Source organism: Thalassotalea atypica (genome assembly GCF_030295975.1).
Classification (GTDB): Bacteria; Pseudomonadota; Gammaproteobacteria; order Enterobacterales; family Alteromonadaceae; genus Thalassotalea_F; species Thalassotalea_F atypica.
Genome location: NZ_AP027364.1, coordinates 3,683,661 through 3,699,298, shown reverse-complemented (window position 1 = coordinate 3,699,298; position 15,638 = coordinate 3,683,661). Strand labels below are relative to the sequence as shown.

Genomic DNA, 15,638 nt, shown 5'->3' with positions numbered 1-15,638 from the left:
CCTTGCGACTTGTAGCTAACTACAAGCAGATTGCCTAAAAAAATAGAAATAATATTGGCAAGAATAAGGTGGGGAGAGGTTCAACACTAGGCGAACAAATGAGAGATTTCATCTGCTAAACCTTGCCATGTTGGACTCATAGCTTGCTTAAACTGGAAACAATAAAATGATTAAAGCAACTAAAAGCATAACAAAGTTACTAACCTTAACTGCAGCAGCAACCTTAATTGGTTGTGGCGGTGGGGCTGAAACTAACACCAAATCTAATGCAGTTGATCCAGCAGTGCCAGTGACAGATTGGGCATTAGTTTGGAGTGATGAGTTCGATACATCATCGATTGATGAGCAAAAGTGGACTCGTGAAGTTAACTGTGCTGGCGGTGGTAACAATGAAAAACAATGTTATACCGACAGCGAAGAAAATGCGTACATTTCAGAAGGGCATTTGCACATCGTTGCATTACCCGCTGCTGACGGCGCAGAAAAACCTTATACATCAGCGCGCCTGAATACACGATATAAAGCCGACTTCAAATATGGACGCTTTGAAGTTCGTGCGAAACTACCCAGTGGTCAGGGAAGCTGGCCAGCATTTTGGATGTTACCAACTGATGAATTTTACGGTGGTTGGCCAAAATCCGGTGAAATCGATATATTAGAGGCCGTCAATTTAAAAGCAGCAGATGAAGCGGGTGCTGAAGAAAACCGTATATATGGTACGTTGCACTACGGAAAGGATTGGCCGGACAATGTGCACAGTGGTAAAGACTACGTGCTACCAGAGGGAGTTAATCCAGCGGATGATTTCCACACGTATGCTATTGAATGGCAGGAAGGTGAAATACGTTGGTATGTAGACGACTACCTCTACCAAACACAGAGACGTTCCCAAGTGCGTTACAACAGCAAAGATGAGCCTGTGGGCCTTTCACATCAAGGTTGGTTCGCTGAATATTTCGATCAAGGCTCTGGCGAGCTATCAACTCATTGGGATAACGCGCCATTTGATCAAGATTTTCATTTATTATTAAATTTGGCAGTCGGTGGTGATTGGCCTGAAAATGTAAATAACCTTGGTATAGATGCTAGCGCGTTTGCTGACGGCCAGCACTTTGAAGTTGACTATGTTCGTGTCTATCAGTGTCAGCAAAATCCCGACTCTGGCAAAGGATGTGAAACCGTTCGTGGCGGTTACGACAGTACAGATGATGCGCTAGTCGAAGGTAAAGCGCCTATCCCATCTCCTCCCTCAACAGGTATTCCTGCTAATTTGACTATTTTCGATGGTACGCCAAATGCCAATTGGCCAGCTTGGGACTGCTGTGGCGGTTCAACACCGGAAGTGGTGGTCGATGAACAACAAGGAAACAGTACGGAATTTGTTGTAGGTAGCTCGCCTACGGTTAATGGTTTTATCTCCCGCGATGAATTCATTACAGACTCTAATGGCAAAGCATCCCCATTTGACGCAAGCCCTATTATTGAAAATGGTAGCGTGACCTTCAGGATGAAAGCTGTTTCATTGCCGAATGATGCTACCGCACCGTGGTTACTTAAAATTGAAAGCCAAGGCGCAGGAACAGCCGTTGAAATCCCATTGAGCGATAGTCTTGAAGGACAAATACCAAGTGCTGGCGAATGGCAGACGTATACCTTCCCATTACAAATGTTAGCGGACTTAGGTTTAGACATCAGTGCGATTGATGTAGTCATGGTATTTCCTGCATGGGGATCTGGTGAGGGCGCTGTTTATAGAATTTCAACACTTGAAATAGCTGCAGATACAAACTCCCCTGAATTGGTTGTATTCGCTGATGCAGAAAATGGCAGCTGGCCAATGTGGGATTGTTGTGGCGGTTCTACGCCAACCGTCGAAACGGATGATGATAGCCATGGTGCTGTTGCAGAGTTTGCGATCGGAGCAAGTCCAACTGTTATGGGATTTATCTCACGCGCTGATTTTATTACCGAACCAAACTCAGAACCGATGCCCTTTGATGCAAGTGCGATTTTAGCCAATGGTGTTATTCAATTTGAAATGAAAGTGACTTCAGCACCTTTGAATGCAGATGCTGTGTGGAAATTCAAAGTCGAAAGCGATAATGCTATTTCAGCGATTGAAGTGGATTTAATTACCAGTGTTGAGGGCCTAGCCCCGGTTGAAGGTCAATGGCAAACTTACACGTTTAACTTGTCTGAACTTGCCGATGGTGGGCTGGACGTAAGTGCACTTGATGTCATTATGATATTCCCTGCTTGGGGCAGTGGTGAAGGCGCTATTTACCGCGTCGATAACGTCAAAATATATGATCCAAATGCCTCTGGCGGTTTCAATGGACACGTATTGTTTGCTGACCAAGCATTAGAGCAATGGTCAATTTGGGACTGTTGCGGCGGTTCAACACCTACTGTTGAAAATGATGATACAGACCACGGACTGACAGCAGAGTTTGCTATTGGTGCAAGCCCAACAGTGATGGGACTGCTGGCGGACGATGACGTTTATCTTGATGCATCAAACCTGCTGACAACGGGCGTTGTACAGTTTGAAATGAAAGTCACAAGTATGCCCAATGACACCAGTGCAGTTTGGAAGTTCAAAATCGAAGGAGGTGATGCCACTTCAGCGGTTGAGCTTGATTTAACTGCAAGTGATGAGGGAGCGGCACCTGTTCAAGATCAGTGGCAAACCTACACTTATTCACTTCAAGATCTTTTTGATGCTGGGTTGGACATTAGCCAGATCGATGTCTTGATGGTTTTCCCTGCCTGGGGAACTGGAGAAGGCGCGGTTTATCGATTGGATAATGTCATGATTTACGATCCTTCAAGTGTTCCACAAGCCATGGGACTAACACTTTATGAGAATGCACAACACAGCGAATGGCCTATTTGGGACTGTTGCGCAGGTTCTACTCCTACGGAAGAAGAGGATGATGCATCACATGGAATGGTTGCAGAGTTTTCGATTGGTGAATCACCTACTGTCATGGGCTTTTTAGCAAATGACGGTGTTTACTATGATGCAAGTGCTTTATTACAAGGTGGCGTGGTTCGCTTTGACATGAAAGTCGTAAGCGCACCAAACGATGCAAACTCAGTTTGGAAATTCAAAATTGAATCTGGTGATGCAACTTCAGCTGTTGAACTTGATTTGTCAGCGAGCTTGGAAGGTGTTGATCCTGTTGTTGGACAGTGGCAAACCTTTACATATTCACTATTGGATTTGTTTGATGCGGGTTTAGATATCAGTGCGATAGATGTCGTTATGGTATTCCCTGCTTGGGGGACGGGAAATGGGGCTGTATATCGTATAGATAATGCTGCGATAACGGTGCCATAGGCTCAAACCTCTTAATTAAAAATGACTGTGCGGTAGACGCCTATCGCCAATTTAACATCAAATTAAATTTAGTAGGGTTAATATGAAACACTTACAATTTACTAAAAAAAGATTAGCACTGGTTATTTCTGCACTTTTAGCGGGCAATATCAGTACAAGCCTATCTGCTCAAGAAAATGAATTAGGTGATACGACAGCAGACGAAGTAGAAGTTATTGAAGTACGCGGTATTCGTGGTAGCTTAATTCGTTCATTAAATGTAAAACGCGATATGTCAGGTGTTGTTGATGCTATATCTGCTGAAGAAATGGGTAAATTCCCCGATACTAACTTAGCTGAATCACTTCAACGTATTACTGGTGTATCAGTAAGCAGAAGTAATGGTGAAGGGAGTCAAATCACTGTACGTGGTTTTGGTCCAGAATTTAACTTAATTACGCTAAATGGTCGTCAAATGCCGGGCACCGGTAACACTCGTTCATATAGTTTAGAAAACTTATCTTCTGATGGCGTTTCTGCATTGGAGGTATACAAAACCGCACGCGCAGAAAATCCAAGTGGTGGCTTAGGTGCAACAGTTAACATTGTAACGCGTAAGCCTTTGGCCAATCCTGGTGAAAAATATACGTTTTCGGCAAAAGCTATTCATGACTCTTCCAATGAAGAGGGTGACGATGTAACACCAGAATTGTCTGCGCTGTATTCGAATACTTTTTTGGATGACACGTTCGGCCTTGCGTTCTCATTAACTCATCACGAAAGAGATTTTCAACAACAATCGGCGAATATACAAGGTTGGCAAGCTAATGTCGCTCTGCCGAGTAACTTAGATGCTGATAATGTTATAGACCCAAGAGCAATAGATGCCGAAGGTAACCGAGTTGGAAACCACTTTTTCCCACGCGATATGAACTATGGCATTAATAACCTAGAACGTGACCGCACTAATGGTCATATTGTCGCTCAATATGCACCAACAGACGATCTGATCCTGTCCGTCGATTACACTCGAACAGACGCAACCACAGGAGAGAACTCAATTGGCTGGGGGATGTGGAATGATTATGGCGGCAATATTAATGCCTATGAACTCGATCATAATGGCACGGCAGTATTCGCTGATATCAGTGGCAATGATGGTTCATTTACTGCGTCTCGTGGTACCACAGAGGTTAAAGAAGAGTCGGTTGGTTTTAACGTTGATTGGCAAGTGACAGATTCCTTAGGCTTGGTCTTTGATTACCATGATTCCTCGAGTGAAATCGATAATGGTAAAGACGAAGGCCTAGGAAGTTACGGATCATTAGTCTTGGGCTCAGATCAGCTCCGAACTAAGACATATGATTACCGAAACGGCGAAGTGCCACATGCACAAATCTATTGGAATAATGGCACGACAGAGTTAGCGGCGGGCGAGATGGACTCTCATTTTAGCCAATTTGTTCACTCGCCTGGCAAATCAGAGATTGAACAATTTCAACTACACGGAACATGGGAGAATGATGTCTTTGATATACCTTTGGTTGACGTGAAATTTGGCGCAGCTTATACCGATCAAACAATGAGTGGTTCAAATGCATGGAGTGGTTTAATTGGTGGCTTCTTGTTTAACCCCTCTTGGCCTGAAATATTTCCTGATGGCATGTTTGTGCGCCACGGCACAGGGGATTTTCTTGAGGAATTTGACGGCGGTGGTAGTGCCTTAAATCCCAATTATTACTATACCTTTGACTTTGATGAAGTGGTGGCTCGCTCTGAAGCGTTCTTAACCAATGAACTACTAGGTGGAAGTGACTACTTTGCGACCACGGCGTATCATGACATGGGCACTTTTTCTAAGGGATCTGTGCAAGAAGAAACAACAAGTTTTTATGTGCAAACTCAGTGGGAATTTGATGTTGCAGATTTTCCTGTACAGTTAAATGTTGGTGTTAGGTACGAAGAAACAGATGTTACAAGTAAGGTGTTACAGCCCGTTCCTACAGAAGTTTGGTGGAAAGGTGGTAGTGAGTGGCATACACAATATTTACCTGGTGAAAACAATAGTTTAGCGCTAACCGGTGAGCATGATGTTTTTCTACCTATGGTTGATCTTAGGGTAGATATCACCGAAGAGATTGTAGGACGCGTTTCTTGGGGTAAAACTATTACTCGCGCGCCATTAGGCGATTTAGCGGGCGGAAGAAATTTATCAGGAAGTCCCAAAATTGGTTCAAGAAATGGTAGCGAAGGTAATACTAACCTAGAGCCTTTCGAGTCAGAGAATTTTGACTTAAGCCTTGAATATTACTATGCCGAAGGTAGCTATGCGGCGGTCGGTTATTTCAGGAAAGATGTTGAAAACTTTATCGGCAGTAAAATTGACCCAACCACCATTGACGGCATGAATGATATCTACTTAGGGCCACGTTGGAATCAAGCGATTGCCAGCATTGAAGCCCGAGGGGAACAAGCAACCAATGATGCAATATTTGCCGAAATACAAGCAAATGGCTCGTCACTTAACAGCCAAGGGTATTTAGAGCCTAACTCAGATGACCCTTTGATTGAATGGGACATTCGCAAGCCATTTAACGCGCCAGACACTAAAACCGTTGATGGTTTTGAAGTGGCAGTTCAGCACTTGATCGGTGAAACGGGCTTTGGTGTAGGCGTTAATGCCACATTTGTAGATGGCGATGTTGAATTTGATGTTGATAGTCTAGCGCAGCAGACACCGTTGACAGGATTGAGTGATTCCGCCAACTTCCAAGGCTTTTATGAAAAGGATGGGCTATCAGTCAAAGTGACTTATGCGTGGCGTGATGAATACTTAATTGGTGTTGGTCAAGATCAAGGCTCGTCTGATAACCCGCCTCAGTTTGCAAAATCATACGCGCAATGGGACTTAAGTGTGAACTATGACATTGATGAAAACTTTACGGTGTTCTTCGATGGCATAAACCTTAATAACGAAACTGAACAAGGCTATGGTCGATATGAAGAGCAATTTCTATTCGCTCGAGAGTACGGTCCTCGATATATCTTAGGTGTGCGTTATAGCTTCCAATAAGTAACTAAAGCAACTGTTTTAGTTGCCTCTTCTTTTCTTTAATCATTGTGAAAACAATGTGGCTGCCGCCTGAGGTTTTGGGCGGCGTAAACTTCAAATTTTCATAGGAGCTTGCTTATGGCAGGGGCTTCAATTTCAACTGACTCGTCTGTTGAACACTCATCAGCTAACGAATCTAAAAATTATCGTTTTGCCTTAACATCACTGACATCACTGTTCTTTATGTGGGGCTTTATCACTTGCTTAAATGATATCTTAATCCCATACCTTAAAGGGGCATTCGATTTATCTTATACCCAAGCGATGTTGATCCAATTTTGCTTTTTTGGCGCTTATTTTATTGTTTCCATACCGGCGGGAAATTTGGTGGCCAAAATTGGATATCAACGCGGTATTGTCACGGGCTTGTCTGTGGCAGCAGTCGGGTGTTTGCTCTTTTATCCCGCCGCACTTGTTAAGTTGTATCCTTTGTTTCTTTTGGCGCTATTTGTTTTGGCGGCAGGGATAACAATATTGCAGGTCTCAGCAAACCCATATGTGAGTGTACTTGGCCCGTCGAAAACGGCGTCCTCTCGATTAACAATGACACAGGCGTTTAACTCATTAGGAACCACCATAGCCCCATTTTTCGGCGCTTATTTGATATTCTCAGGGGCAGACCACAGTGCAGTCGGTGATGGCGCAGCGGTTAAATTTCCTTACCTACTGTTAGCGGCAAGTCTACTTATTTTGGCACTGATATTTTCAAAACTGACCTTGCCTGATTTGGGTAAATCTACCAACAATAATGTTAGCTATCAATCGGCAATAAAACATCGTCACCTTAAGTTCGGTGCTGTTGCTATATTTGTTTACGTAGGCGCAGAAGTTGCGATTGGTAGTTTCCTAGTCAACTTCTTAAGTGAGCCTCATATTGCTGGGCTTTCTGAAGCTGAAGCATCAAAGTATATTGCCTATTATTGGGGCGGAGCCATGCTTGGCCGTTTCGTCGGTGCTGTTGTGATGCAGTACATATCAGCGGGTAAGGTCTTATGTTTTAATGCCCTGATGGCAATCATGTTATTGCTGTGTACCGTTATGCTTGATGGCCCAATTGCGATGTGGTCAATCTTGGCTGTTGGTTTATTTAATTCAATCATGTTTCCAACCATTTTCAGTTTGGCGATACGTGGATTAGGAGATGCTGCGAGCCGCGGTGCAGGTGTGCTGTGCTTGGCCATTGTCGGTGGCGCAATTTTGCCTCTTATTCAAGGGGTACTTGCAGACACTTTAGGGGTGCAGCTTGCCTTCTTGTTACCTACAGTCTGTTATTTCTATATCGCTTTTTATGGCATTAAAGGCTCAGTTCCGGTCGCAATAGAACTGCAAGGAAAAGAACTATGAGCTATCAAAAATATGTCAAAACATTATTATGCGTGATTGCTTCAAGTTCATTGTTGTTTGCTTGTAATGATGTTGAGCAAAAAATAGAGAATAATAATGTGAACCCACGTCATGCCTCAGGTATATGGCCTCGAATTGATTCCGCAGTAAAAGCCGAACCACAGATTGAACGCAAGGTGGCAAAGCTATTGGCATCGATGACCATTGAGCAAAAAGTAGCGCAAATGATCCAACCTGAAATCAGAGATATTACTGTGGAGGATATGCGACGCTATGGTTTTGGCTCTTATCTAAATGGCGGCGGCGCTTTTCCTAACAATAACAAAAGCTCTACACCAGCTGACTGGATCAACCTAGCAGAAGCCATGTATCAAGCGTCTATTGATGACTCGCTTGATGATATTAGTATTCCTACCATGTGGGGAACTGATGCTGTTCATGGTCACAATAATGTTATTGGTGCAACGTTGTTTCCGCACAACATTGGTTTGGGGGCGGCAAATAACCCTGAACTTATCGAAAAAATAGCCCAAATAACCGCCACTGAAGTGATGGTAACAGGCATCGATTGGGTATTTGCACCTACTGTTGCAACTGTGCGAGATGACCGCTGGGGGCGAGCTTATGAGGGTTACTCTGAAGCTCCTGAAATTGTCAAAAGCTATTCATCTGCCATTGTTAAAGGCTTACAAGGGTATCCAGAAAAAGATTTTCTTGGTGATAAAAATGTCATCAGCACGGTGAAACATTTCATTGGCGATGGTGGAACATCAAACGGTGATGATCAAGGTGATAATCTTGCGACCGAGCAGGATCTGTTTGATCTTCATGGGCAAGGTTATGTCGGTGGACTCAGTGCTGGCGCGCAAACCGTCATGGCATCGTTCAATAGTTGGCGAGGTGAAAAAGTTCATGGTAGCCATTACTTGTTGACCGAAGTCCTCAAGAACAACATGGGCTTTGACGGTTTTGTTGTAGGTGACTGGAACGGACACGGTCAAATCGCAGGCTGTTCAAATGAAAATTGTCCAAACGCGGTAAACGCAGGGCTGGACATGTATATGGTTCCTACCGACGCCTGGAAACCATTATTGGAAAATACCATTGAACAAGTCAAGCAAGGTGTTATTCCCATTGCACGAATTGATGATGCGGTGTCACGTATTTTGCGTGTAAAATATCGGGCAGGGTTATTCGATAAACCAAGTCCTGCCAATAGACCGTTGTCAGGAAAAACTGAGCTGATTGGCAGTGAATCGCACCGCGAAGTAGCGAGGCAAGCTGTACGAGAATCCCTTGTTTTACTGAAAAACAATGACAACATTTTACCTTTATCACCTAAGTTGAACATATTAGTTGCTGGAGATGCTGCTGATAACATTGGCAAGCAAGCTGGTGGTTGGACAATCACTTGGCAAGGAACCGGAAACAATAACAATGATTTTCCTGATGGTAGTTCAATTTATGATGGCTTAGCAGAGCAAGTAAGTAAAGCTGGCGGCTCAATTACCTTGGACACAGAAGGGGGCTTTACTGAAAAGCCGGATGTGGCAATAGTTGTATTTGGTGAAGATCCTTATGCCGAGGGGCATGGTGATATCAGTAATCTTGAATATCAACGTGGCGACAAAAAAGACTTAGCGCTACTGAGAAAACTAAAGGCTCAAGGTATTCCAGTTGTTTCTATCTTTATTAGTGGACGACCACTTTGGGTTAACCCTGAACTCAATGCCAGCGATGCTTTCGTTGCAGCATGGTTGCCCGGCTCTGAAGGCAAAGCGGTGGCGGATGTCTTGTTGAAAAGCAAGGCAGAGCAACAGCAATATGACTTTATTGGTCAATTATCGTTCTCATGGCCTAAATCCCCTTATCAAACGTCATTAAATCAAGGTGACCAAGGTTACGCCCCACTTTTACCTTTTGGCTTTGGTTTACGCTATGGCCAGTTGAGCATCTTGCCAAACACACTGAATGAACAAGTGGCATCATTACCTGATGCTGATAATGAAATGGCGATTTTTAAACGAGCAACTTTACCTCCGTGGCAGGCGAGTATTGCCTCATCAAAAATTACCATGGCAATCAACAGCAGCACAGCACAACTTGAGAATATAAGTTTTAGAACGTTAGATCGTTTTGTTCAGGAAGATACAATCAGCCTTAAATTCTTAGGGGAGCAAGCGAGCTACGTTGTGGCCAATCCGTTCAGTGAAGATCTCAGAGATTTTGCTCAAAGCGATGCGTCATTGGTGCTCGAATTGCAGGTCAACGAGCCACCTAAAGGCAAGGTGTTTGTAGAAATGAATTGCGAAGGTGATTGTGCAGCTCAAGTGGATATTACCGCCTTCTTATCCTCAAAACCTCAAGATAAATGGTGGTCTCTTGCCATTCCATTAAGCTGCTTTTCAGCACAAGGCTTGGATATGTCAAAGGTAACAGTACCGTTTAAGTTGTCAAGCAATAGGGAGTTTACAGTGAAAATACACCAAATTGCGATCAAACCGGTTAATGAAAGCATTTCAAAGGTATCTTGTGGACATGCTGAGTAAAAACGCAAAGGTTTTGGGGTTGGTGTTGTAATTCTTTCCTCACCTGTCCTTGGACGAAATGATTTTATAGGGGTTGCATCTACTAACTAGGTCAACCCATTCCAGGTTATTTCTATTATTCGAGTGGCTTTTGCAGTCGCAGAAAAAGTAGGTAGCGAGCCCTCAATAGGTTTAGGATGAATGCTGTCATGATAAACAGCGGCAAGGCAGACTGCTTTGAGTTGCTGTATAAATGTCCTATTTATCGAGTTTTATTGTCCTATGCGTGAATAGATTTTCGTAGAATTAATTTTTATTTGAGTCCCCAAAATAACTTCGCTATTCGCATTAAATAAAGGTATGAGATCTCGATCAACACTGTTAACAGCATTCTTACAAATTTGAGCTATAGTTTGTGTCATGTAATTTATTTAAGGAAAAGCTGAGGTAAGCATTTTAAGTGCTTTTGTTGTCCTTACTTTTTTATAACCAAATTATGTTGCCTCACGGTTGAGGAAATAAAAAATGTTAATGATGGTTGTCTTTATTGCTTAGTAACTAAAGCTAGTTAGGCAATCCCATTCGCTCAGTCATTACTTATGTCTTACTGTTTTATTTCTTTAATTAATGTATTTAAAACAATAAAAAAAACGTTGCTTTCGGAAAAAAATAAAAATCAAATTAAGCATAAACCATAGTTCTTATTAATGAGTCGGCCTCTTGCTTTGATATATACCTTTTTCTGTACGTTAAAATAGAATTGCAAGGAAAGGTATATGAAATTGAATTATACAAAAATAGTTGGATTTTCCTGTCTTGTCGCATTTCAAGCGGTAGCAGGAGATGACAATAGTTCAAGTAACCTATCTAAGGTATCTAATCAACCCACTGCTATCGGCAGTCTTTCTGTTGCGGGCGAAACAGCTAAAGCGTCGGCAAACTCAGCAGGCGAAAAAAATACGTATATTGTTCGCTTAGTGGATAGCCCGGTAGCAACTTACGAGGGTGGAATAGATAAGCTTAAAGCGACAAGTAATAAAATAACCGGTGCCAAAAAATTAAATGTTAACTCTAAAGAGAGCAAAGCGTATCGGAAGTACTTAAAAAACAAACAGAGTAATGTGGCCAATAGTGCTGGTATCTCTAACAACGTTACTTATGACTATCAATATGTCTTTAATGGCATGGCGGTTGAGATGACCGCAGAAGAAGCCAAAGCCATGACTAGCATGTCTGACGTTGCTAGCGTTACACTGGATCGAATGGAAGTGCCACTGACTGACAGCGGCCCTGCGCTCATTAATGCTGATGTGATATGGCAGGGACCACCTAATAATGTTCCACATTCACAAGGTGAAGGAATTGTTGTTGCTATTTTAGATACAGGTATTAATCATGATCACCCATCTTTTGCTGATATTGGTGGTGACGGTTATGATCATACAAACCCGTTAGGATCTGGCAATTATATTCCTGGCAGTTATTGTGACGCGAACCCTGGATTTTGTAATGATAAGTTAATTGGTGCGTGGAGTTTTGTTACTGAAGCGGTTACACCTGAAGACAGTGACGGACATGGCTCTCATACTGCGAGTACTGTAGCTGGTAATGCCATTAAAGGTGCTACTGTCTTTGCCCCAACTACAAATGTCTCTCGTGATATTTCAGGTGTTGCACCTCATGCAAATATCATCGCCTATGATGTTTGTGTGGATGGCTGTCCTGGCGCCGCGTTACTTGCTGCGGTAAACCAAGTTATTATTGATGCGTCGAATTTACCTGATGGTATTCACTCATTAAACTATTCAATTTCTGGTGGTGGCGACCCTTACAATGATCCTGTCGAACTAGCATTTCTTAATGCGACAGCAGCAGGTGTATTTGTATCAGCTTCAGCAGGAAATTCAGGTCCAGGCGCCTCAACCAACGGACACAATTCCCCTTGGGTTAGTACTACAGCGGCTATGACTCACGACCGTAAACTCGTAAATCGTGCGACTGACTTAACTAGTGATGGTGCGCCACTAGCCAGTATTGATGGCTTAGGCTTTACAGCAGGTTATGGACCTGCTCCTATTATTAATTCTGCCGACTTAGAAGGCGCTTTTCCTGGGTCAACACTTTGTGGTCTTGGTAGCATAGGTGATTTTAATCCTCCGTGGCCTCCTGGCACGTTCAACGGCGAAATTGTAGCCTGTACGCGCGGTTCATTTGGCCGAGTTGAAAAAGGTGCAAACGTACTCGCTGCGGGTGCTGGTGGTTATATCTTAATGGACAATGGTGCAGGTCTTGTCGGTGATGCGCACGTGTTACCCGGCGTTCATATTAGTCAGAGTGATGGTGCCACATTATCAGCTTGGTTAGCGAGCAACGCAAACCCAATGGGTACGATCGAAGGCTCATCATTGGATATCAGTACTGCCAATGCAGATATCATGGCTGGGTTTAGCTCAAGAGGACCTAATTTAGCGTTAGATATAGTAAAACCTGATATTGGCGCACCGGGTGTGAGCATTATGGCCGCAGCTCCAGGTGGTGATGACTATATGTTCTTATCTGGCACATCGATGTCTAGCCCTCATAATGCGGGTGCAGGGGCTATTGTTTCTGCGGCACGTCCTGATTGGACGCCGTACGCAGTAAAATCAGCGATTATGATGACGGCCAATAACGATACTGGGCTAAAAGAAGATGGCCAAACAACAGCAGATGCGTTTGATTATGGTGCTGGTCGTGTTGATCTATCACGTGCAGCAGAAGCAGACCTTGTGCTAAATGAAACACCAATAAACTTCTTATTAGCCAATCCGGATATCGGTGGTGATCCTAAAACGTTGAATATTGCCAGCATGCAGGACAGTACCTGTGTTGCAAATTGTAGTTGGACAAGAACACTAACTAATGTGACTCATCACACAGTGCATGTGGACTTGTCAATCGAGCATAATTCAGATGTGAATTATAGCATTACACCTTCTAGCCTTAAGATTAAAAAAGGTCAGAGTGCATCGTTTACGGTAACTGCTGATACGACATTGGCCAGTGATTGGAGTTTTGCAGAAGTTGATATTCAACGAAAAGGAGATGGCCCTGATTTACACATGCCGATTGCGGTAATGGCGGCAGTAAGCACTAATCCTGCATTATTTACCAAGCAAGTAGACAAAGCTGTAGCATCTGATGGTGACACCTTAAGTTATGAAATCAACATTATGAATGGCCTACTTACTGACGTTATTGATTTACATGATGCATTGCCTGACGGAGTTGACTACGTTCCGGGTTCTGCAACGGCCTCTATCGTTAATGGCTCAACTAGTGTGCCGTTTAGTGAAAACAATGGTGTGCTCACTTGGAGCGGTATGCTTGATGAAAGTGCCCTAGCGGTTGTTAGTGATCCTGGTCTCTTTGGCTATTTCCCGTTAGGACCCTTCGGTGTGGCTCCTATTAGCTTACCGGCTAATTGTGATGATGGTGCGCTGATCTATAATGTGCCATCATTTAACTATAACGGCCAAACATACTCGCAAGTGATTTGGTCGGTAAACGGTACCTTGGAAGTCGGCAGTGCCAGTGGCTCAGCAGCTAGTGCAGGCAATTCTGCATTACCCAACAGCTTAGCGCCGAATAACTTATTAGCACCGTGGTGGACAGACTTAAATGCCTGTGCTGGCGGCAACATGTATATTGCTGTGCTAAGTGCTGGCCCAACGCAGTTTACCATTTATGAATGGGAAGATGTGCCGCTGTTTGGTGATAACTCTACCACGGCTACTTTCCAAGTTTGGGTGGTCAATGGAACAGATAATATTTTCTATGTTTACAATGATGTAAGCGGTGGTACAGCGACAATTGGCGCAGAAAACCACACCGGTACAGTGGGTGATACCTACTATCATAATGGCGCGGGTACATTGCCAGGACCTGGTAGTTCGCTAAAAGTAAATGCGCTTACCGGTGGTACTGCGACATTTAACTTTGATGCCACGGCAAATTGTGACAGTGATGTTATTGTTAACGAAGCCTCTATCTCAAGTGGCGATCAATCCGAAAGAGCGATTGCCACTACTGAAGTTAATGGCTGTTAATTAACTAGGCTATGCGTAGGTGTGTTTTCACCTACGCATTTTATTCTAAACAAGATAACCTTTAGCTAGCGAATGTGTTTAGGCTGTGTCTAGAAGTAGCTTGAGCTCACTTGGTTAAAGCGCATGATTATCTCCAGCGATATTTAACTCCACGGGAGCAACATAAGTGGATTGAGGTAATATAAAATTTGTAAAACTCACCAAATCACCATTATTTAATTGTTGTTCAACCTTTGATTTACAGACATATTGAGCTGGAATATGGTGTTTAAGCTTGTCTTCAAATTCGTGTTCGTTAAAAGTCATCAGATCAAATGATTTAGGGGTTAGTATCTCAAGCAGAGTTGGTGCGAGTGTCATCAAATCAATATTTGAGGCAAAACTAATATAGCTACTTTCTGCTTGTGGCGTGACATGAATGGTTAAATACTGTTTATTTTTTATCGCGTTAAGTGAATAGCCATAAGGGCTGAAAACAAAATCATCCAAAGTAAAATCTGGCAAGATCTGACTAATGCACAAAAAATCACGTATATCGCTTGCAGACAAATTTGCTTGGGTTAAATGTGCTGATGCGGATGTGCTGATCTGGTAAGCCAGCAATTCATAGCTCACCTCAGTTGCTTCATGTCGGTTATCTAAATGAAAAACGTAATTGTGATGGCTGTCCATTTCACCAAATCGATAGGCTTTACCAGATAAATATTGATTGATTAATTTTATGTCACTGCCAAAGCAGCTGGGTTGTGCATTGGCGAAGTACTCATTCTTACGCTGATAGGTTAGTTGCTTGATAACGTTTTGACCTAGCGTTTGGATAAAATACTCCACAGCCTTTACTAGCTGGGTTTCACCACAAGTTAAAATTAACAGTCGATTGTGCCAAACAAATAGACTTGACTCAGAGAGCAAGAAGGCTTTGCATTGGTCATTGCTAATTGACGACAATATCTTTGCATTGCTGTGATTCACCAAGGTAGGCCAAAAGTCGTCAGATATGTCGGTCAGTAAAGAAAGCTGCGTAGCATCAATGGTAATCTCTGCTTTTTTTTCTGAACCCTCAAAAAACATAAAACGCCTTAATTTGTTGAAAAGTCCACTATATTACAAATTACTCGCTTTTATGGTCAATCCTCGAATAAACAAATGGATAATTTTATATGCAATGATTTACTTTCATGCCTTTGAACTAAACTCCTTAGTCACAGCGGTAATTAAGGCTGTATAAGGGTTGTAGTCAATCA

Annotated in this window: 6 protein-coding genes; 5 read left to right on the top strand and 1 reads right to left on the bottom strand. The window is 43.0% G+C overall.

The window, feature by feature from the left end:
* Positions 1-166: 166 nt before the first annotated feature.
* From QUE03_RS16830 to QUE03_RS16810, 5 genes are all read left to right on the top strand, one after another.
* Positions 167-3,343 (top strand): family 16 glycosylhydrolase, encoded by a 3,177-nt coding sequence (locus QUE03_RS16830; protein WP_434019791.1) that lies wholly within the window; start codon positions 167-169, stop codon positions 3,341-3,343.
* A gap of 82 nt (positions 3,344-3,425) precedes the next feature.
* Positions 3,426-6,395: a TonB-dependent receptor gene (locus QUE03_RS16825; RefSeq protein WP_286263118.1), complete on the top strand. Its 2,970-nt coding sequence runs from the start codon at positions 3,426-3,428 to the stop codon at positions 6,393-6,395.
* Positions 6,396-6,512: 117 nt separating this feature from the next.
* Positions 6,513-7,778, top strand: a complete 1,266-nt coding sequence (locus QUE03_RS16820) for a sugar MFS transporter (RefSeq protein ID WP_286263117.1) — start codon at positions 6,513-6,515, stop codon at positions 7,776-7,778.
* Positions 7,775-10,327 carry a glycoside hydrolase family 3 protein gene (locus tag QUE03_RS16815; RefSeq protein ID WP_286263116.1) on the top strand — a complete coding sequence of 851 codons (2,553 nt, stop codon included), beginning with the start codon at positions 7,775-7,777 and terminating at the stop codon, positions 10,325-10,327. The genes QUE03_RS16820 and QUE03_RS16815 overlap by 4 nt, the downstream gene beginning before the upstream one ends.
* A 755-nt stretch (positions 10,328-11,082) precedes the next feature.
* Positions 11,083-14,394, top strand: coding sequence for a S8 family serine peptidase (locus tag QUE03_RS16810; RefSeq protein WP_286263115.1), 3,312 nt, complete (start codon positions 11,083-11,085; stop codon positions 14,392-14,394).
* A 114-nt stretch (positions 14,395-14,508) separates the two neighbouring features.
* On the opposite strand, the gene QUE03_RS16805 is transcribed toward QUE03_RS16810, so the two are convergent.
* Positions 14,509-15,465, bottom strand: coding sequence for an adenosylmethionine decarboxylase (locus tag QUE03_RS16805; RefSeq protein WP_286263114.1), 957 nt, complete (start codon positions 15,463-15,465; stop codon positions 14,509-14,511).
* Positions 15,466-15,638 lie beyond the last annotated feature (173 nt).

What these genes read in the sequence shown, in the direction of transcription:
- QUE03_RS16830 (WP_434019791.1), top strand. Translation starts at nt 167, where the DNA reads ATGATTAAAGCAACTAAAAGCATAACAAAGTTACTAACCTTAACTGCA.
- QUE03_RS16825 (WP_286263118.1), top strand. Translation starts at nt 3,426, where the DNA reads ATGAAACACTTACAATTTACTAAAAAAAGATTAGCACTGGTTATTTCT.
- QUE03_RS16820 (WP_286263117.1), top strand. Translation starts at nt 6,513, where the DNA reads ATGGCAGGGGCTTCAATTTCAACTGACTCGTCTGTTGAACACTCATCA.
- QUE03_RS16815 (WP_286263116.1), top strand. Translation starts at nt 7,775, where the DNA reads ATGAGCTATCAAAAATATGTCAAAACATTATTATGCGTGATTGCTTCA.
- QUE03_RS16805 (WP_286263114.1), bottom strand. Translation starts at nt 15,465, where the DNA reads ATGTTTTTTGAGGGTTCAGAAAAAAAAGCAGAGATTACCATTGATGCT.
- QUE03_RS16810 (WP_286263115.1), top strand. Translation starts at nt 11,083, where the DNA reads ATGAAATTGAATTATACAAAAATAGTTGGATTTTCCTGTCTTGTCGCA.